14 protein-coding genes are annotated in these 18,502 nt (G+C 71.5%); 10 read left to right on the top strand and 4 right to left on the bottom strand.

Features of this window, described 5'->3' with window-relative positions:
* Positions 1–92 precede the first annotated feature (92 nt).
* The 4 genes from WMF14_RS35980 (at position 93) to WMF14_RS35965 (ending at position 5,777) form a co-directional block, all read left to right on the top strand.
* On the top strand, positions 93–1,028 hold the full coding sequence (locus tag WMF14_RS35980) for an AraC family transcriptional regulator (RefSeq protein ID WP_437793552.1): 936 nt from the start codon (positions 93–95) through the stop codon (positions 1,026–1,028).
* Between the two features lie 381 nt (positions 1,029–1,409).
* Positions 1,410–4,163, top strand: coding sequence for a protein kinase domain-containing protein (locus tag WMF14_RS35975; RefSeq protein ID WP_437793549.1), 2,754 nt, complete (start codon positions 1,410–1,412; stop codon positions 4,161–4,163).
* A gap of 541 nt (positions 4,164–4,704) precedes the next feature.
* The gene (locus WMF14_RS35970; RefSeq protein ID WP_437793546.1) at positions 4,705–5,046 is read left to right on the top strand and encodes a hypothetical protein; all 342 of its coding nucleotides are present in this window, start codon (positions 4,705–4,707) and stop codon (positions 5,044–5,046) included.
* On the top strand, positions 5,043–5,777 hold the full coding sequence (locus WMF14_RS35965; RefSeq protein WP_437793544.1) for a ferritin-like domain-containing protein: 735 nt from the start codon (positions 5,043–5,045) through the stop codon (positions 5,775–5,777). Before WMF14_RS35970 ends, WMF14_RS35965 begins: the two co-directional genes overlap by 4 nt.
* A gap of 84 nt (positions 5,778–5,861) precedes the next feature.
* Here WMF14_RS35965 and WMF14_RS35960 read toward each other — a convergent pair whose 3' ends face one another.
* The gene (locus WMF14_RS35960) at positions 5,862–6,527 is read right to left on the bottom strand and encodes a TetR/AcrR family transcriptional regulator (protein WP_437793541.1); all 666 of its coding nucleotides are present in this window, start codon (positions 6,525–6,527) and stop codon (positions 5,862–5,864) included.
* A 100-nt stretch (positions 6,528–6,627) separates the two neighbouring features.
* Between WMF14_RS35960 and WMF14_RS35955 the strand changes: the two genes are divergently transcribed.
* From WMF14_RS35955 to WMF14_RS35945, 3 genes are all read left to right on the top strand, one after another.
* Positions 6,628–7,980, top strand: a complete 1,353-nt coding sequence (locus WMF14_RS35955; protein WP_437793538.1) for an alpha/beta hydrolase family protein — start codon at positions 6,628–6,630, stop codon at positions 7,978–7,980.
* Positions 7,977–9,023: a DUF6268 family outer membrane beta-barrel protein gene (locus tag WMF14_RS35950; protein ID WP_437793535.1), complete on the top strand. Its 1,047-nt coding sequence runs from the start codon at positions 7,977–7,979 to the stop codon at positions 9,021–9,023. Before WMF14_RS35955 ends, WMF14_RS35950 begins: the two co-directional genes overlap by 4 nt.
* A 106-nt stretch (positions 9,024–9,129) precedes the next feature.
* Positions 9,130–11,964 (top strand): serine/threonine-protein kinase, encoded by a 2,835-nt coding sequence (locus tag WMF14_RS35945; protein ID WP_437793532.1) that lies wholly within the window; start codon positions 9,130–9,132, stop codon positions 11,962–11,964.
* A 126-nt stretch (positions 11,965–12,090) separates the two neighbouring features.
* On the opposite strand, the gene WMF14_RS35940 is transcribed toward WMF14_RS35945, so the two are convergent.
* Positions 12,091–12,507 carry a peptidase inhibitor family I36 protein gene (locus WMF14_RS35940; protein WP_272095605.1) on the bottom strand — a complete coding sequence of 139 codons (417 nt, stop codon included), beginning with the start codon at positions 12,505–12,507 and terminating at the stop codon, positions 12,091–12,093.
* Positions 12,508–13,419: 912 nt separating this feature from the next.
* Between WMF14_RS35940 and WMF14_RS35935 the strand changes: the two genes are divergently transcribed.
* Positions 13,420–14,148, top strand: coding sequence for a hypothetical protein (locus WMF14_RS35935; RefSeq protein WP_437793529.1), 729 nt, complete (start codon positions 13,420–13,422; stop codon positions 14,146–14,148).
* A 135-nt stretch (positions 14,149–14,283) separates the two neighbouring features.
* On the opposite strand, the gene WMF14_RS35930 is transcribed toward WMF14_RS35935, so the two are convergent.
* A complete protein-coding gene (locus WMF14_RS35930; RefSeq protein WP_437793527.1) occupies positions 14,284–15,297 on the bottom strand; it encodes a LysR family transcriptional regulator in 1,014 nt (337 codons plus the stop codon).
* 45 nt (positions 15,298–15,342) lie between these two features.
* On the opposite strand from WMF14_RS35930, the gene WMF14_RS35925 reads away from it, so the two are divergent.
* Positions 15,343–16,347 (top strand): hypothetical protein, encoded by a 1,005-nt coding sequence (locus WMF14_RS35925; RefSeq protein ID WP_437793525.1) that lies wholly within the window; start codon positions 15,343–15,345, stop codon positions 16,345–16,347.
* A gap of 435 nt (positions 16,348–16,782) precedes the next feature.
* On the opposite strand, the gene WMF14_RS35920 is transcribed toward WMF14_RS35925, so the two are convergent.
* Positions 16,783–17,682, bottom strand: a complete 900-nt coding sequence (locus WMF14_RS35920) for a cupin domain-containing protein (protein WP_437793523.1) — start codon at positions 17,680–17,682, stop codon at positions 16,783–16,785.
* Between the two features lie 144 nt (positions 17,683–17,826).
* Between WMF14_RS35920 and WMF14_RS35915 the strand changes: the two genes are divergently transcribed.
* Positions 17,827–18,243 carry a DUF4267 domain-containing protein gene (locus WMF14_RS35915; RefSeq protein WP_437793521.1) on the top strand — a complete coding sequence of 139 codons (417 nt, stop codon included), beginning with the start codon at positions 17,827–17,829 and terminating at the stop codon, positions 18,241–18,243.
* Positions 18,244–18,502: the final 259 nt, after the last annotated feature.

Here is an 18,502-nt window from a genome sequence, read left to right as displayed (position 1 = left end):
GGTTGCCTCCTCGTGAATCGGTGGCTGAACCATGGCGACGGACCGGGGGACCCTCCATGTGATAGGGTCCAGCGCTCTTTTGTGATCGTCCAATGCCCGATGTCCTGACAGCGCTGCTCCGCCACGTGCGCATCGAGACCAGCCTCTTCGGCCGCGTCGAGCTCGGCGCGCCGTGGGGGGCCCGTATCGGCCCCCGGGAGATCGTGCTGCTCCACCACCTCCTCGAAGGCGAGATGTGGCTGGAGCTCGGCGGCCGAGAGATCCGCGTCGGCCAGGGCGATCTGCTGCTCTTGCCCCACGGCGTCCCGCATTGCCTGAGGCACCGGCCGGGGGCAGCCGTCGTCGACGAGGAGCGCTGGCTCTCGCCTCCTCGGCCGGGCGTGCAGACGGTGCGGCGCCGGCTGGGCGGCGACGGCGCGAGGACGGTGGTGCTCTGCGCTGCCATGCACGTCACAGGCGCCGGGCGTTCGCTGCTGCTCCGCGCGCTGCCCTCCGTGGTCCTCCTCGACGGCGGGGAGGGTGAGCCGGTGCCCGGCCTCGGCCGGCTCCTGGACGGCATCCGCGACGAGGTGCGCGGCCGGCGGCCGGGCGCGCCGGTCATGGCCGCTCGCTTCGCGGAACTGCTCCTCCTGCAGGCCATCCGCGCGGAGCTCGAGCGCCCCGCGCCGCCTGGGTCCTTTCGCGCGGCGCTCGCGGACGAGCGCGTCGCCCGCGCCCTGGACGCGCTCTACCAGGGCCCGGCCCGCGCGTGGACCGTGGCCTCGCTCGCGCGGGAGGCCGGCATGAGCCGCTCGGGCTTCGCCCTCGCCTTCCGCGAGCACGTGGGAGAGGGCCCCCTCCGCCACCTGACGCGCTGGCGCATGGAGCTGGCGAAGGAGACGCTGCGAGAGCGCCCCGGGCTCGCGCTCGCCGAGGTGGCGTCGTCCGTGGGTTATCAGGACGAGGCGGCCTTCAACGTCGCGTTTCGCCGGGAGGTCGGGGTCCCGCCTGGGGCGTACCGATCCGGAGGCGGCGAGCCAGGATACTGAGCTTCAGAGAGCGCTGCGGCTCTTTGCTCGACCGCGCTATCGGGTGAGACGATGTCCTTGGAGCCACGGCGTTATGGCTCGGCACCCGTCGAGCGAGCGGATGGATCGGGACGCATACGCGATGAGCTGTGGCGAGACTGAGAAATTCCCTCACTTGCAGCCCTTTTCAGCGGGCAAATTGAACAAGAAGGACGGGGGCGATTGGCCGTCGGGCGCATTGTGGTGCTGTTCGCTGCCCAAAGATATTTGCAGGGATGCGGGAAGATCCTTGCACTTGCAAACGTGTCCTCGCTTTACCGCCTTCCTGTTGGGCTGACAGCACGTCGGGCGCGTTCGTTTCCGATCTGGACAGGGGGGGCCGGTCGGGTAGCGTAGGCTGCCGTGCGTATCGCATCGAGAGCGGACCTGACGCAGGGCCTCGAGGCGACCCAACCCGCTGCGGGAAAAGACTCTCCTCCGGGTGAGGGCGACGAGCGCGGCGAAGGCGACGAGCGCGCACGGCATACGTGGCGTCCAGGCGCCGTCGTCGCCGGCCGGTACCGGCTCGATCGGCTGCTCGGTGAAGGGGGCATGGGCGTGATCTGGGCCGCGAGCCACACGCTGACTGGCAAGCCGTTCGCGCTCAAGTTCGTGAAGGGCGGGGCCGTGCGCGGCGCGGTGGGCATGCGCCTGCTGCGCGAGGCGAAGCTCGCGAGCAGCGTCCGCCACCCCAACGTCGTCGAGGTTCACGACGTCGAGATCGAGAGCGGGGCGCCCGTGATGGTCATGGAGCTCCTGTCCGGCGAGTCGCTCGCAAGCAGGCTGCGTCGCGAGCCGAGGCTGCCCCTCGGCGAGGTAGCCTCCATCTTCCTGCCGGTCATCTCGGCGGTCGGGACGGCGCACGCGCTGGGCATCGTCCACCGCGACCTGAAGCCGGAGAACATCTTCCTTGTCGACGGATCGAGCGAGCGGGTCAAGGTCCTCGACTTCGGCATCGCGAAGCTGACGGCCACGAGCGGACAGGACGCCCAGACGACGGGGCTCACCGAGAGCGGGACGAGGCTTGGCACGCCCTGCTACATGTCGCCGGAGCAGACGTTCGGAGACCGACAGATCGATCACCGTACCGACAACTGGTCGCTCGGCCTCATTCTTTACGAATGCCTCTCGGGCGTGCTCCCGACCCGGGCCGACAACGTCGGCCAGGTGTTCAAGATCATCGTGACAGGCGCGATTCCCCCGCTGGAAAAGGTCGCGCCCGACGTGCCCCGGGAGCTCGCCAGGGTGGTTGGCCGGTTGCTGTCGACGGACCGCCAGGCTCGGCTTTCCGACCTGGGCGAGGTCGCTCGCGCGCTCGCGCCGTTCGCGCAGGGCGCGGCGCCGAGCTTCAGCGCGCCGGAGCCGCCCGCATTGCGCCTCTCCGAGCCGCCCAGGGCGCCGGGCGGCGAGGCGGCGGATGGGGACGTGGTGGACCCCCTGGCCGCGACCGAGCGCCTCGGCGCCGCGGCGCGCCGCGATGAACTCCGCTCGACCGGAAGACGCCTCGGCTTGCGGGCGGCGGCCTGGAAGGTCGGCCTCGCCATGGCGCTCGCGGCCGTCATCGCTGGGGCGCTCGCGCTGCGCGGAGGGCCTCGTCCGGTGGCGGCGACCACCGTTCCCGGGCCGCGCTCCATGGCGCTCGCCCTGTACAGCGCCGCGCTGAAGGCCGCTCGCGATGCCAACGAGGGCAAGGCGGTGGACGGCCTGCGGCAGGCGATCTCCGTCGATAACTCCTTTGCCGAGGCGCACCTTCGCCTCGCGATCTACGCGCCGGAGCCCGCCGAAGCTCGGGATCACTATCGGCGCGCAGAGGAGCTGAGCGCCGCGCTCGATCCCCGCGATCGAGCGCTCCTTGCGGCCATGGATCCCGCGCTCGGCCGCGACCCCGCGGATACGGCGCGCTGCGCGGAGCGGCTGACCGCGCTCACGGCGCAGCACCCGTATGATCGCGACGCGGAGCTGTTGGCCCTCCTCGCGCGTTGTGCGCTGCGCTCGGACGTCCATACCAGCGTCGCTGCGGCGACGCGGGTCATCGGGATCGACCCCGAGTACGCGCAGGGATGGGCCACGCTGGCGCAGTCGTTGTGGCAGCTCGGGAGCTTCAACGACTCCGCTGCCGCCATCGACCGGTGCCTCGCGATCTCGCCCACGGCGGCCAGCTGTTATGAGATCCGGAGCGAGCACCACAGCGCGCTCGGCCGCTGCGCGGACGTCGAGGAGGACCTGTGGCTCACGCGGCCCACGACGAGCGGAAGAGGCCGGCTGATCTTTCGCAGGCTTGCGTGGTCGAGCTATGCGCAGGGGCGCTCTCTCGACGCGGTCCGCGAGGCGATGCGGCAGAGCCGGGTCTCGCTGCCGCACAAGGAGCGGCGCTATGCCGAGCTGCTCGACGAGTCGAACCTGAACGCGATCCTGGGCAACTTCTCGCAGGCCGAGGGACAGCTACGGCAGGCGCGCATGTACATCAGCGCGGAGTCCAGGGGGCACGCCGATCTCGTCCGCGCGCTCATCGATGTCTGCCTCGAGACCGATCGCAGGCGCGAGGCAGCGGACATCGCCAAGACGTGTCTTGACAATTACAGCGCCTGCGCCGGCGGCTCGCCGGACCTCTTGCGGGTCATGCTGCATGCCGGCCTCATCGCCAGGGCCGAGTTCCAGGAGAAGGTGGCCGAGCTCCTGTCGCGGTCGAGCGTGCAGGGGGCGGCCGATCCTGCGCGCTCCGCCGTGGTGCAGGCCTACGCGCGGTGGATCGAGCACCCCGAGGAGGCGGCGGAGGCCGTCCCCGTGCTGCCGTTGACCGCGCTGATGAGCAATCAAGTCGGGCAAGAGGTCCAGGCGGATGTCGGCGCGGTCTTTTACCTCGCGGGCATGCCTCTCCATGCGATCCCCACGCTTCGCAAGGCGGTCACGACGTGCGATATGCTGGGTTGGCCTGTAAGGTACGTCCGCTCGTTCTGGTTTCTCGGTCAGGCCCTCGAGCAGATGGGCGAGATCTCCGGCGCGTGTGAGGCCTACGCGAGCGTGATCGAGCGCTGGGGAAACGCCAGCCCGCGCTCGGTGACCGCCGAGCAGACGCGGGCGAGGATGAAGGCGATCGCCTGCGGACCGGTCGAGTGACCGCTCCCGCTCTTCGTGCCGGGGTCCGGCCATGGGAACCGGCGGCGCCATTGTTCTGAATTTCAGTTCAATGATGTGCCGAAAATGCAGATTCTCTTCGCTGTGCTGCGCGCCTACACTGATGCACATGGGCCGAGAGCTCGGCTCGCGCCGTGCCCTGCGGCAAACGGCCTATTTTACTGGAGGAGAACTTATGCGTGAGGAGACGAGGCGGGCAGCATTGCGTGCAGCAGCAAGGGTCGCGCTGGGAGCGCTGGCCTGTGGCGCCCTGGCGGGCTGCAACGGACGTTACGTCTCTGGCGGACAGTCGTCACCGCTGGATCCCGACGAGGAGATCCCGGCGGAAGTGCCGGACGCCCCGCCGCCCGCCGGAGTCGGTGCGACGGCCGGAGTCGGCGCGACGACCGGAGTCGGTGCGACGACCGGCGGCGGTGGGGAAGCTTCGACGGGGAGTGGGGTCGTTCCGACGCCCGATGAGGGTGGCGCGGGCGGCTCCGGGGGCTCTCCGCCCGCTCCAACCGGGCTCGCGTGCGCCGAGCAGGTGAATCTCGACGACACGGAGGCTCGCCCTCGCGCGGAGCTCGACTGCTGTGTCGACTATGGCGTGCAGCGCGTGCCCGCCCCCGGGACGGGGATCTCCGAGGAGCAGCGGGCGGCCCTCGCCGGAGACGCCTCCTTCGTGAACTGCTGCACGGCGCTGATCGTGGGCGTGGGCGCCGACGCGATCTCCTACAGAGAGGCCGAGCCCGTGCGGCAGGTCTGCTGTTTCGGCGACGTGGTCGCTCCCGAGGCGGAGCTCTACAACGAGAAGTTCTGCACGCCCTGGGGCCCCCCGGTCCCGCCGGCGCTCGACGCCTATGATGCCCCGTCGGAGGTCGCATGAACGCCGCGACCCTCGATCTCCGCGGCGAGGCGCGCGCGCGTGCCTTCGACGTGAGCGGGTACCCCGCGGCGCTGTTCCCGTCGGCGATCGGCACCTGGCACGCGCGGATGGTGAACGAGCACGGGTCGTCGGCCGTGTTCGAGGCGCTCGCAAGCCAGCTTGCCGAGGCGGGCTTCCCGCCGGAGCTCGCCGATACATGCCGGGGCTTCGCCGACGAGGAGCGCCGTCACGGGATCCTCTGCGGCGCCGTGGTGGAGGCCCTCGGCGGGACGGCGACCGCGAGCGTCCCGGAACGCCCGGAGTTCCCCCTGCACCGCGACGCGCCCCCCCGCGCCGCTGCGCTCCGCAACGTGATCCACATCTGCTGCATGAGCGAGACGGTGGCCGTGGCCCTCATCGGCGCGGAGCGGCTGGAGATGCCGCCCGGGCCGCTGCTCGACCTGCTGACGGGCATCTATGCCGACGAGGTCGGACACGCCCGCTTCGGCTGGCGCCTGCTCGAGCAGGTCGCGCCGGAGCTCTCCTCGGCAGAGCGGCAAGCGATCGAGCGCTACCTGCCCGTCGCGTTCCGGCACCTCGTGCAGCACGAGCACGCGCACCTGCCGGCCCACGACGCCCCGCCGGACGGGGAGCAGCTCGGGCTGTGCAGCGGCCTGAAAGCCCGGGTGTTGCTCGATGACACCATCGAGGAGGTCATCCGCCCCGGGCTTCGCCGCTTCTTCGATTGCTGATCTCCGGCGCGCTCGCCCGCACCGCCGGGACGCCCCCGGCGCCGAGGCCCGCCCCTCCAGCGGGTGCCCGCGATCCCCCGCGGATCACCCGCGCTTCTGCGGCCTGCCGCGGGGCGGCGCGGGCGCCGCCGGCTCCGGGACCGCGGCGGGCGCCAGCGTCTGCCGCGCCAGCTCTCGCGCGTAGGCGAGGCGATCGGCCGGCGAGCCGAGCGCGCTCAGCCCCTCGTAAAGCCCCGCGAAGAACGTCGGGAAGAAGACCGCCGAGAGCGCCGCCACCACCCGGCGCGCCGCCGCCCGCTCCTCGAGCCCGGGCACCGCCGCCCGGACGAGATCGCGCAGGCGATCCATCACCGGCGCGAAGAGCTTCGGGAAAGGACCGCTGTAGTCGTCCGCGTGAAACGCGTCGTGCAGGAGCGCCCTGCCCACGTTCGGGTACCGCATCCCGCCCTCGAGGTAGTAGCCGAGCAGCCCGCTCAGCGCCTCCAGGGGATCACCCGGCATCCGGGCGAGGAAATCCTCGCTGTCCGACAGCATGTTCCGGATCGACCCCTCGAGCGCCGCCGCGACGAGCGCCTCCTTCGACCGGAAATAGTAGTTCACCGCGGCGATGTTGACGCCGGCCGCCGCCGCGAGCTTCCGCACCGTCAGCTGCCCGATGCCGTGCTTCTCGATCTGATCGATCGCGGCGACCACGAGCCGCTGCCGTGGATCGAGATCGTCCGCAGGGGCGAGGGGGTCACGGTCGTTCATACAATTGTTTGAAACATACCTTGACGATGCTCCCGGCGGGCGTCAATTGTTGAAACAAATGTTTCAAACGTTAGTTTCGTCAGGCGCCGGAGGTGCACCGATGGTCGATCGGCGGAGGTTTCTCACCCACACGGCGGTCGTGGGGGGCGCGGCGGCGCTCGGGTTCGCGTCGGGCCGCCGCGGGGTCGATCAGGAGGTCGCGTCCGCGCGGTTCCACGGCGACGACACGCTCGGGCGGGGCCAGGCGGCGCCCGTCTGGCACCGGTTCAAGTTCATCGGCCAGCCGGTGATGGACGCGCAGATCGTGTTCTGGCTCGGCCTCGCGTCGATGGGGCTGACCGACGTCGGCGAGGTGCTCGACACCGCCACCCGCATCCTCCCGGGCGACGAGCGCTCGTGGTTCGACCAGTGGCTGGCCACCGCGAAGCGGGTGCAGGGCTACGGCGAGGAGGCGGAGGCCCGCGGCCATACGCGGAGCGCCGCGTCGCACTTCCTGCGCGCGGGCGCGTACTACCGGGCCGGGCTGATGCGCTACGCGGACCGCTCCGACCCGCGCCTGGTCGAGGCGACGATCACCGGGCTCGACCTGCACGGGCGGGCGCTCCGCATGCGGGGCTACGACTCCCGGCAGGTCGATATCCCCTACGAGAACGGCGTGCTCCACGGCCGCGTCCATTACGCGCCCGGGGTGGCGCGCGCGCCCGCGATCGTGCTGCAGCAGGGGCTCCACGCGTGGCCCGAGGACACCATGTGGGTCGTCGACGGCGCTCTCCAGCGGGGCTACCACGTCCTCTCGTTCCACGGCCCGGGGCAGGGCGCCTCGCTGCGCCTCCACGGGCACCCCTTCCGGCCCGACTGGGAGGTCCCCGTGGGCCGCGTGCTCGACTTCGCCGAGCGCGACGAGCGGCTCGACGCCGGCAGGTTCGTCCTGATGGGCCTCTCGTTCGGCGGCTACCTCGCGCCGCGGGCGGCCTCGCGCGAGCGCCGCCTGCGCGCCCTCGTCGCCAACCCGGGCGTCGTCAGCTGGCGCGACGCGATGCTGCGCCACTTCGCGTCGATGCCCGGCCTTCTCGAGCTGCACAGCCGCGGCCCCGCGGCCTTCGACCGCGCCATCGACGCCGCCTCGGTTGTGATGCCCGACGCGCGCTGGTACTTCGACGACGTGACATGGAAGCACGGCGTCTCGACGCCGCACGAGGTCATCGACGAGCTCCGCAAGTACGACAACGCCGATGGCGTCGCGAGCATCCGCTGCGAGACGCTGATCATGGAGGGCAGCGCGGAGGACGCGTCTCCAGGCGAGTCGGAGCGCCTCTACGGCGCGCTCACGTGCCCGAAGCACATGATGGTGTTCGACGCGAGCACGGCGTCGCAGGTCCACTGCCAGGGCGGCAACCAGCTCCTCGCCCAGGCGCGGCTGTTCGACTGGCTCGACGAGCGGGTGGCGCGATGAGGCCGGCCGATCGCGCCGCCGCGCGCGCCTCGGACGGGCGTCGAGGCAGGGGCCCCTCCCGCCGGGGCGCGCGCCCCCCGCGGCTCCGCGCCCTGGCGCCGCTCCTCGCCCTGGCGTCGCTCCTCGCGCCGGGCGCTGCGTGGGCCCAGCTCCCCGATCTCGTGGACCTGAGCGCGCAGTACATGCCGGGCGCGGCGATCGAGGACCCGCGCCCCGTGCGGGCGCAGGTCTCGTCGTACGAGGTCAACGCCAACGTGCCGATCCCCCTCGGGGAGAGGACGTTCCTGATCCCGGGGGCGACGTACCACGTCGAGGCGGTCTCGTACGCCGGCGCCTCGCCCGGCTTCGACGAGCTCCGGGCCTTCCACGCCGTCGATGTCCCTGTGCTGTTCGTCCAGCTGCTCCCCCACGACTGGTCGCTCTCGCTGCGCGTCGCGCCGGGGCTCGCGGGCGACTTCGAGGCCGTCGACGGCGGGCTCGTCCGCGTCAGCGCGCTCGGGCTCGTGACCCACACGCTCTCGGACAAGCTCGTCCTCGGCGGCGGCGCGCTCGCGTCGTACAGCTTCGGCTCGTTCCTCCCGCTGCCGGCCGCGTACGTCGACTGGACGCCGAGCCCCCTCTTCCGCGTCGAGGCCTTCCTGCCGGGCTTCGCGGCCGTGAAGCTCCTGTTCTCGGATCGCGTCGAGGTCGGCCTGCGCGCGGACCTGGCGGGGAACGCCTACGCCGTGCGCGACCCGCGCGTCAGGCGCGCGTGGCCGTGCGCTGCCCAGCCGGCCGACGACCCGGCGACCGAGCAGGACGAGCGGGCGGCGCGGCCCGAGGAGTGCATGGATCACATCGCCTACTCGGTCGCGACCGCCGGCGTGACCCTCGGCGTGCGCGCGTTCGCGTCGGTGTGGCTGAACGCGCAGGCGGGACACAGCCTGTTCCGTCGCTACGAGCCGATGAACGACGAGGACGACGGCATCCCCGGAGGCGGGCAGAGCATCCCGAACGTGCTCTTCTTCCGCGCCGGCGTGACGTGGCGCATCCCGAAGAGCTGAAGCGCGACTCACTGCCGCGCACCGCGCGAGCGTATAGCTGCACACCGGATGGCCGCCGCTTGCCGGACCGTTGAAGACGGCTCGACGCCGGTGCATCCTCCGCCTTATGCGCCCGGGAGAGGTCATCGACAGCCGCTTCCAGCTCGAGCGCGTCGCGGCCGCCGGGGGGATGGGGACGGTCTACCGCGCCGTCGACCGGGCCACGGGGGCGCAGGTCGCGCTCAAGCTCCTCGGCCAGCCCGACCGGAGCGCCGCGCACCGCTTCGAGCACGAGGCGCGGATCCTCGCCGAGCTCGATCACCCGCGGATCGTCCGGCACGTGGCCCACGGCATCACCCCCGACGGGGTGCCCTACCTCGCCATGGAATGGCTCGAAGGGGAGAGCCTCGCGCAGCGCCTCGCCCGGCAGAAGCTCGATCTCGAGGAGAGCCTCGCCCTGCTCCGCGCGGCCGCCGAGGCGCTCGGGGCGGCGCACGCGCGGGGCGTCGTCCACCGCGACGTCAAGCCGAGCAACCTGCTGCTCGTCGGCGGCGAGGTCGCCGGCCTCAAGGTGCTCGACTTCGGCATCGCCCGGATGAAGCGCACCATCGGCGCGCTCACGCAGACCGGCTCCGTGATGGGGACCCCGGGCTACATGGCCCCGGAGCAGGCCACCGGCGAGCGCGACCGCCTCGACGCGCGGGCCGACATCTTCTCGCTCGGCGCCGTGCTCTTCGAGTGCCTCACGGGCAGGCCCGCGTTCCAGGGCCAGCACGTGATGGCCCTCCTCGCGAAGCTCCTCATGGAAGACCCGCCGCGCGTGCGGAACCTCCGGCCCGAGGTGCCGCAGGAGCTCGATGACTTCGTCGCCCGCATGCTCGCGAAGGACCCGGAGCAGCGGCCGCGCGACGGCTCGGCCGTCATCGAGGCGCTCGACGCCCTCGAGCGCGATCCGACGAGCGGCCTGGCCGCGCCCCCCGTCCTGTACGAGGCGATCACGGCGTGCGAGCTCCGGCTGCTCTCGCTGGTGGCCGCGCGGGAGCCGCGCTTTGCGCCCTGCGACAGCGCGGCCAGCACGCTCGTCGCCGCGGAGCCGAGCGACCTCACGAGGAAGCTCTACACGAGCGCGCAGCCGTTCGGGGCCCGCGTGGACGCGCTCGCCGACGGGACGATCGTGCTCTCGATCGCCGGCGTCGGCGACGCCGCGCTGCAGGCCGCGCGCGCGGCGCGGTGCGCCCTGAAGCTCGGCGAGCTCGTGCCGGAGGCCTCCGTCGTGCTCACGACCGGCCGCGCCGAGCACACAGGCAGCCTCCCTGTCGGCCCGGTCATGGACCGCGCGGCCGCGCTCCTCGCCCTCGCGGAGCGCGACGCGCGCCCGGAGCGGAGGCCCGCGCCCGTGTGGATCGACGACGTGACGCGGGCGCTGCTCGACGCGCGGTTCGAGATCGAGCCGGCGCGCTCCGGCACGTTCTTCCTGCTGCAGGAGCGCGAGGTCGGCCGGTCGGCGCGGACGCTCCTCGGGAAGCCGAGCCCCTACGTCGGCCGCGACAGGGAACTCCGGAACCTGCGCGAGCTCCTGGAAGACAGCTTCGGCGGGCCCGAGCCCCGCGCCATCCTGATCACCGGGCCGCCCGGGATCGGCAAATCCCGCCTGCGGTACGAGCTCATCGAGATCCTGCGGGAGCGGCACCCCGAGCTCACCGTCGCGGTCGGCCGCGGCGACTCGCTGAGCGCGGGCTCGCCGTTCTCGCTCCTTGGCTCCGCGCTCCGGGGCGCGGCCGGGATCACCGGCGGCGAGCCCGCCCCGGCGCAGCGGGAGCGGCTCCTCTCGCTCGTCGCCCGCGCCCAGGCGCTGACGCCGGGCGAGAGGACGAGGATCGCCGCGTTCCTCGGCGAGATCGTCGGCACGCCGTTCCCGGGCGAGGCCGATCCGAGGTTCCTCGCGGCGCGGCAGAGCCCGGCCCTGATGGCGGATCAGATCCCGCTCGCCTACCTCGACTTCATGGAGGCGGCGTGCGCGGCGGGGCCCTACCTGCTCGTGCTCGAGGACATCCAGTGGGGCGACGCGGCGTCGCTCAAGCTCATCGCGCGGGTCCTCCGGGAGCTCCGCGACCGGCCCTTCGCGGTGCTCTACCTGGCGCGCGTCGAGGTGCGGAAGGTCTTCCCCGTCCTCTGGGAGGGCAGCGAGGTCCACGAGATCACGCTCGGCGCGCTGCCGCGCCGCGCGGCCGAGGAGCTCGTGCGGCAGATCCTCGGCGACGGGCTCCCGCCCTCCGAGGTCGCGCGCCTCGTCGAGCGCGCGAGCGGCAACGCCTTCTACCTGGAGGAGCTCATCCGGGCGGTCGCCGAGGGGCGCGCGGACAGGCTGCCGGAGACGATCCTGGGCATGGTCGAGGCGCGGCTCGAGGCCATCCCCGCGGAGGCGCGGCGGCTGCTGCGGGCGGCGAGCATCTTCGGCGAGGCGTTCTGGAAGACCGGGGCGCTCGCCCTGCTCGGCGACGCCGGCGGGTCGACGCTCGCGGTGGACTGGCTGCCCTGGATGCTCCAGCGCGAGCTGCTCGAGCGCCGCGAGCAGAGCCGCTTCTCGGACGAGGAGGAGTACGCGTTCCGGCACGCGCTCATCCGCGACGGCTGCTACGCGATGCTGCCGGACCACGATCGCGCGCTCGGGCACCGGCTCGCCGCCGAGTGGCTCCTGCAGGCGGGAGAGCACGACGCCAAGGTGCTCGCCGAGCACTTCGAGCGGGGCGGCGAGCCGCGGCTCGCGGTGGAGTTCTACCTGCACGCGGCGGAGCAGGCGCTCGCCGGGAGCGACCCGGCCGCCGCGCGCGCGCTCGCGGACCGGGGGCTCGCCCTCGGCGCGGAGCGGGACGTCGAGGCGGTGCTCCGCGGGATCCGGGAGGGGGCGTCCCGCGCGCTGGGCGTGGCGGACGAGCGCGCCGCGCTCTCGTCGCGCTCGTGAGCGCTCAGGGAGGCCGCTTCCGAGGCCGCGGGATGCCGCGCGGTTCTGCTTTTCGTGATCCGGCCGGCTCGTCCTGGCCTCCAGGCGATGGCCGCGCTGCCCATCGCCTTTCGCCCGATCATCGCGTCAGAAGACGTAGACGCTCTTGGGAACGAACGGCAGCGGGCTCAGGCCGCTCTCCCCGTAGACGGGGTACGGGTAGCCGATGCAGTTCTCGTTCTGGAAGATCGCGGCGCCGGCGCCGTTGGTGTTGTAGGCAGAATGTGCCCTTCCCTCCCAGCCGTGCTCCGGAAGGTTGACGCACGTGCCCACCTGCGGGTTCAGCGCCCGGACGTTGAAGATTTCCCCGCCGTAGCCCTCCTCCTCGAACAGGCAGAGGACGTTGTCGAACGGGCAGGGAATGGGGTCCTCCTGCGCCGAGGCCACCTCGGGGAGCAGCAGGCCTGCCCCCGCGAGGAGGCCGACGCCCACCAGGGCACGCAAGCCCAGCGAGCGGGACGGAGTGAAACGACGGAGCTTCTGAACGTGCTGGAGCAAGTGCATGTGGTTTCCTCCTCCTGCCCACCCATGGGCAGGTACTGCGGAGGGACCTAGCACCGGAGGCTATTCACGCATCCCCGTCTTCGACGGTTGTTAACATGATTTAGCATAAGAACCACGCGGGCTCGCATGTGCCTGGAATCTTTCATCCATCCCGGATGGCGGCTTCATCGACATGGAAGTTCTTGTGGCGCCTGCCTCGAACTCGTTGCATGGGCGGCACGCGAGGATGACCGACCGCGACGCGACGAGCATTCGACAAGGTGAAATGGGACGTCGAACGCAAGGTGAGACGATTCGCAGTGAAAAGGCGTAAGCGCAAGGGCCAGGCGCGGAAGGCCACGCCCCGTAAGTACTCGTGAGCTGTTGCTCTTTGAAGGGGTTTGTCGAGGAAAATTATTGCCTTTCACGGGAATGCATCCATCGATGCTACCCGGGAGAAGGCAGAGCTGCGAGGTAGGATCAGGGGGCTGGAGGCGGTGCAGTCTCGGCGAGCTAGCCTCCGGCCCCACCGTGACGAGCAAGCGTGACATGTCACGGTCGCACCGTGACGAGCAGGCGTGACATGTCACGGCCGTCTGCGTGACGCGCGCGGCCCGCGGTGGCCTTCGCCGCTCGCGAAGGCCAGGGCTCCCGCGCCGTCGACGAGCGCCATTCGGCTGGAGTCGCCGCGTCCCCGCGGGGGACAGGGCCTCGCTCCGGCGCGGAGACGGCGGCAGAGAGCAGCGCGCTTCCTCCTGGTATGCGCGTTGCTCTACGGGGCTCCCGGACGGTGCGGGGCACCAGAGTCGCGCCGCCTCAGCCGGGATAACGGCGGGAGCGAACGCCTTTCCTTTCGCCGGCCCTGCGCGAGCTCGACGAGCTCATGGCCGCGCCGTGAGAAACCAACCCGAACGAGAGAGACCGGAGAGACCCATGAACACCACGGTTCGAACGTTGCTGCGCGGCGCGGTGGCCGCCTCCATGGCGCTCGGCGCGATGCTGTCGGCCAGCCCTGCCAGGGCGGCTTTGAGCTGCTTCGTCGGCTTCGACGATTTCGATGCGCTGAACGGCATGTGGGCCGACGCGAGGGCGACGTTCACGTATGAGACGGGGTACGCGGACGGCCACCTCGTTCCCTGCGAGGAAGCGGAGGGCTCGTGCTGGACGTATCGCCAGTATTGCGAGGGCATGCAGCGGGGCACCAATTACATCAACGTGGAGGACGGATCGGGGTACGGTCACTACCACCTGTCCTTCACCAACCCGGGCTTCACGGGGTGTGGCTTCGTCGACCCCGGCGACGGCCAAGGGCCGGGGACCGCCAAGCTGATCGGCGGTGCGTGCGGAATACCGAACTGGCCGGCGGAGCCGCGCAAGCTCCAGTCCCACGTCGCGGACCAGTGGATCAAGGTCTGGAACGGGACCAACGAGAGATTTCCGCAGCCGTTCAGGATGTCGACCATCACCGTGGGGGACATGCCCATTCAGCTCTGGTACCGCAGGATCAGCGACGGGCAGTGGTTCGTCTATGAATCCCTGGCGGCAAACACGATCCACACGCTGTTCATGGATTACTCGAGCCATGTGTTCTTCAAGGCTGCCAGCGAAGATGCCGTCGGTCCTTACACGATCTGGAACTTCGAGGTCAACGCCCCCTCTTGAGGCCAGCCGGGCCTCACGACCCCGGACGCTCGCGACGGTCCGCGGCGACACCCAGCAGCATTTTTCAGCCGCGCAGTCGATCTGCCAGGGCAACGACGGCGTGAACGACATCGCCGAGAAGGACGATGGCTTCGGTCAATGATCGCCTGATCCCCCGCCATCGTGGCGGCGCTGCTGCCGCTTCCTCTGCGGGGCCTCGTCGCAGCCGCCGCCGCCAGCCGCACGCAGGGTCTCCACGATGACCTTCCGCAAACAGGCGGCCGCCGGGTCCTTGTGCGTCCGCTCATGCCACGCGAGCGAGATCTCGTGCCCGAGGTCCTTCACGGGCAGCTCGACGATCCGGACGGGGAGGTGCGACCCGAGCGCCACGGCGACGCGGCGAGGCATGAACGCCACCAGGTCGCTGGCCGCTGCCGCCATCGTCGCGGCCGCGAAACCGGGGACCACCAGGGCGATCCGGCGGACAAGGCCCTGCGCGCGGAGGGCCTGCTCGACCATGGCGTGACCACGACCCGGACGGCCGAGCGGGATGTGCACGTCGATGAAGCCGAGCCGCGGGAAGGAGCCCCGCGTCAGGCGCTGGCCGACGATCGGGTGATCGTGGCGGACGACCCCCACGGTCGGATCCCGGTAGAGCGGCGCGACGCGCAGCCCAGGGCCGCGCTTCTGCACCCCGAGCGCCGCGTCGAGCCCGCCCGCGGACATGCCCCCCGACGCCACCAGGTAATCGATGCTCACCACGCGGAGCCGCGCGAGCGGCATCTCCCGCGCGAGCGCCGCCGCGACGGGCGGCACGTCCGCGATCTGCGAGTTGTCGGCGCAGGCGAGCGTGAGCTCCCGGGTCGACGTGCGCGGGTCGAACACCCGCCGGTGCTCGATCATCGACCGCAGCTGGCTCATCGCCGCGGCGAGCTCCGGCAGCAGCTCGTCCGCCGCCGGCGTCGGCGCCATGCCACGGCCATCGCGGACGAGCAGCGGATCGCCGAGCAGCTCGCGGGCCCTGGCGAGCGCGTTCGAGACCGCCGACTGCGTGACGCCCAGCCGGCGCGCGGCGCGCGTCGCGCTGCGCTCCTCGAGCGTGACCGCGAGGACGTGGAGCAGGTTGAGGTCGATGGTCGATAGATTCACCATGGTGATGTTCTGTATCACGAACCATCACTGGAGATGGCACATGGCCTCTGTCTAGATACGGCCATGTCCACCCGCGAGAGGCGCCCGACCCGCGCTGGTTCCGCCCTGCTCTGGCTCGCCGCCGCCGGCCTCGCCGTCGCCGGCTGCGACGACTTCCACGAGTGCGATCCGCCCGATCCAGAGCGCCAGGCCGAGCTGCCCGCGGCGCTGTCGGAGACTGGCCTCTACGCTGATATCGCCGCGCGCGCGGTGGCGAGCGACGTGGTGGCCTACCAGCCGGGGTTCGAGCTCTGGAGCGACGGCGCCGAGAAGCAGCGGTTCATCCGGCTGCCGCCCGGCGCGCAGATCGACACCGGCGATCAGGATGCATGGCAGTTCCCCGACGGGACCCGCCTGTGGAAGGAGTTCCGGAGGGATGGGGCGCTCGTCGAGACCCGCCTGCTCGCCAAGGTGGGCCCCGCCCCCGAGGACTGGGCCGCGGTCGCCTACGTCTGGAACGCCGACGGGACCGACGCGCTCGCGACGCCCGGCGGCGCCGCGGACGCGCGCGGGACGCCGCACGACGTGCCCGCGGCGGCCGAGTGCATGGGCTGCCACGGCGGGACCAGGAGCCGCGTGCTCGGCTTCTCCGCGATCCAGCTCGCCACGAGCCGGGGCGAGGTCGACCTCGACGAGGTCGTCGCCCGCGGGATGCTGTCGGATCCTCCGCCCCGGCCGATCCAGCTGCCCGGAGACGTGGTGACGCGCGATGCCCTCGGCTGGCTGCACGCGAACTGCAGCCACTGCCACAACCGGAGCCGCCCGAAGAGCGACGGCGCGCGCTGCTATGACCCGGAGCGCAGGTTCGATTTCACGCTCCGGGTCGGCGAACTCGCGTCCGTCGAGTCGACGGCCACCTACCGCACCGCCGTCGGCCCGGTGATCGACCCGGGCGATCCCGACGGCAGCGATGTGGTGGAGCGCGCCCGGAGGCGCGATCCGGACTGGCCTTCGATGCCGCCCCTCGGGACCGAGATCGTGGACGAGGCCGGGCTGGACGTCCTCCGCACCTGGATCCGCAGCCTCTAGAGCGGCGGTCACCCGCTTCGGAGACGGGCCCACCTCGGCGTTTTCGGTGCTCAGCGCACCGGAGTGCTCTTGCGCGCCGAAAACGCCGAGCTGGGCCCGTCTCCTGTGCGGGAGACCGCCGCTCTGCTCTTCGCGTAGCAGAGGTGGGCGGAAACCGCTGTAGCCTCTGAGGCAGGGCATCCATCGCGTCGTCAATCGATTGCAAGAATGACCTCTCTCTCTTGCTTTTTGGCGCCTTTGCGCCTTTGCGCCTTGGCGTTAAATTCTCCGATCTCCCGCTGCGAGTAGACACGCCCATGCACCGCCTATCCGCCACCGACGGCATGACCTTCCGAGCAACCATCTCTCGTTGAGGGTTTGGCGATTCCCAAGCGAACGAGACGTCGGCTTATTTCGATCTACGTCACGAGCTGATCGACGTTCCTGCGCGGAGATTTAGCCGTGCGCGGCGCGCAGCTGCGCGCGGGCAGCCGACGGCGTCGCCCCGGTCTCGCGCCGAAACGCGCGCTGAAACGCCTGCACCGTGGCGAACCCGACCGCGTGGGCGATCTGCTGGTTCGACAGCGTCGTCTCGCGGAGCAGGCGGCGCGCGTGCTCGGTGCGCAGCGTCGCCCGGTACGCCATGGGCGGCGCGCCCGTGGCCTCGAGGAACCGCCGGGCGAGCGTGGCGCGCGAGACGCCCACCGTTCGCGCCAGGGTGTCGACGTCCCACGCGCGCGCCGGGTCGTGCACGAGCTCGGCGATCGCGCGGGCGACGACGGGGTCCTGCGTGGCGCCGAGCGCGGCGAGCTTCGCGGGCTCGCGGTCGGCGAGCAGCCGCACGAGCTCGATGAGGATGAGCTCGAGCCAGCGACGGCGAGCCAGCCCCGCCCCCGGGCGCGTCTCGTGCAGCTCGCTCCGGAGGCGCGCCAGCGCGTCGGCAAACGAGGGCCGCGCCTCGATGGCCCGCGCGCCGGCGTGGATCACCGTCGGCAGGACCTGCAGCAAGGGGGCAAGCGCGTCGTGCTCGAACCGGAACACGCCGCACAGCGCGCGCGCCGTGGCGGCGCCGCGGCCCAGCACGCGCTCGCCGTCCTCCTCTCGCGAGACCTCGAGCCACCGGTCGAGGAGCACGGGCTTCGCCCTCGCGTCGCCGTGGTCGACGCGGTGCCCCACGTTCGGTCGCACCAGCGCCACGTCGCCCTGGTAGAGCGAGACAGCCTCTCGCCCGGCGCGCAGCACGCAGCTCCCCTCGGTCACGTGGTGGAGCACCAGGATCGGACGCGCCGGAAGCTCGAGCGCCCAAGCCCCTCGCGCTGCGGTCCGGCAGACAAGCTCGGACGAGAGTTTTGCCATGAAAAACCGGCTCGATAGCGAGTCATCCTGGTACATAGCGCGAGCCTAGCGATGATCCATAGCGCTCGCAACGTGAGCGTTCAGGGACATTCGTTGCGCGCGCCGGCCATCGCGGGCGCGTCCGCTGAGGGCTACATCCAGCCCATGAACAACGCCACTATCGCTTCCTCCGCCTCGTCCCTTCCGTTGCGCCGCCTCGGCGGGGCGGGCATCGCCACGCTGCTCACCGGCCTCACGCTGTGCTTCATCGGCGCGCGTTTCCTGGTTGTCCCCGGCACCGCGGCTGCGGCCTTCGGCGTGCCGCTCGCTGGCCTCGCCGCGTACGCTGTCGCCAAGGGAGTGCGCGACCTCTCCGTCGGCGCCTTGCTCATCGCCTTCGCGCTCCTTGGCGAGCGGCGCGCCGCGGCGCTCACGCTGCTCCTCGGCTCCGTGATCCCCGTCGTCGACGGGGCCATCGTGCTCGCGTGGCGCGGCGCTCACCCGGGCTACCTCGCGATCCACTGGGGCACCGCCGTGTTTTGCATCGCGCTCGGCGTGCTGCAGCTCCGCCGCCGTGCGTGACCCTGCCAAGCGATTGAAGGAGTCCCATCGGGGCGATAGTCGACCACAGGGAGTGAGGCACTGGCCGGGCGGCAGCGATTTCGATAACCACTTATCGAGCAGAGGCCGCTCCGCCGCACCGGCCAGCCGATCGACCTCGCGCCCGTCGCGAGGGAAATTGACACCCGTCGTGTGAGCGTTCACAGTGGGCCCGCGCTCGTCCTTTCGATCTGAAGGCTGCACGGGCCGTCATGCACACCCGCCAGAGATCCTTGTAGCC

Source organism: Sorangium sp. So ce693 (assembly GCF_051521375.1).
GTDB classification, from domain to species: domain Bacteria; phylum Myxococcota_A; class Polyangia; order Polyangiales; family Polyangiaceae; genus Sorangium; species Sorangium atrum.
The sequence above is the reverse complement of the archived record's forward strand: the minus strand, read 5'-3'. Positions and strand labels throughout refer to the sequence as shown.

What these genes read in the sequence shown, in the direction of transcription:
- WMF14_RS35980 (WP_437793552.1), top strand. Translation starts at nt 93, where the DNA reads ATGCCCGATGTCCTGACAGCGCTGCTCCGCCACGTGCGCATCGAGACC.
- WMF14_RS35965 (WP_437793544.1), top strand. Translation starts at nt 5,043, where the DNA reads ATGAACGCCGCGACCCTCGATCTCCGCGGCGAGGCGCGCGCGCGTGCC.
- WMF14_RS35960 (WP_437793541.1), bottom strand. Translation starts at nt 6,527, where the DNA reads ATGAACGACCGTGACCCCCTCGCCCCTGCGGACGATCTCGATCCACGG.
- WMF14_RS35955 (WP_437793538.1), top strand. Translation starts at nt 6,628, where the DNA reads ATGGTCGATCGGCGGAGGTTTCTCACCCACACGGCGGTCGTGGGGGGC.
- WMF14_RS35950 (WP_437793535.1), top strand. Translation starts at nt 7,977, where the DNA reads ATGAGGCCGGCCGATCGCGCCGCCGCGCGCGCCTCGGACGGGCGTCGA.
- WMF14_RS35945 (WP_437793532.1), top strand. Translation starts at nt 9,130, where the DNA reads ATGCGCCCGGGAGAGGTCATCGACAGCCGCTTCCAGCTCGAGCGCGTC.
- WMF14_RS35940 (WP_272095605.1), bottom strand. Translation starts at nt 12,507, where the DNA reads ATGCACTTGCTCCAGCACGTTCAGAAGCTCCGTCGTTTCACTCCGTCC.
- WMF14_RS35935 (WP_437793529.1), top strand. Translation starts at nt 13,420, where the DNA reads ATGAACACCACGGTTCGAACGTTGCTGCGCGGCGCGGTGGCCGCCTCC.
- WMF14_RS35925 (WP_437793525.1), top strand. Translation starts at nt 15,343, where the DNA reads ATGTCCACCCGCGAGAGGCGCCCGACCCGCGCTGGTTCCGCCCTGCTC.
- WMF14_RS35920 (WP_437793523.1), bottom strand. Translation starts at nt 17,682, where the DNA reads ATGGCAAAACTCTCGTCCGAGCTTGTCTGCCGGACCGCAGCGCGAGGG.
- WMF14_RS35915 (WP_437793521.1), top strand. Translation starts at nt 17,827, where the DNA reads ATGAACAACGCCACTATCGCTTCCTCCGCCTCGTCCCTTCCGTTGCGC.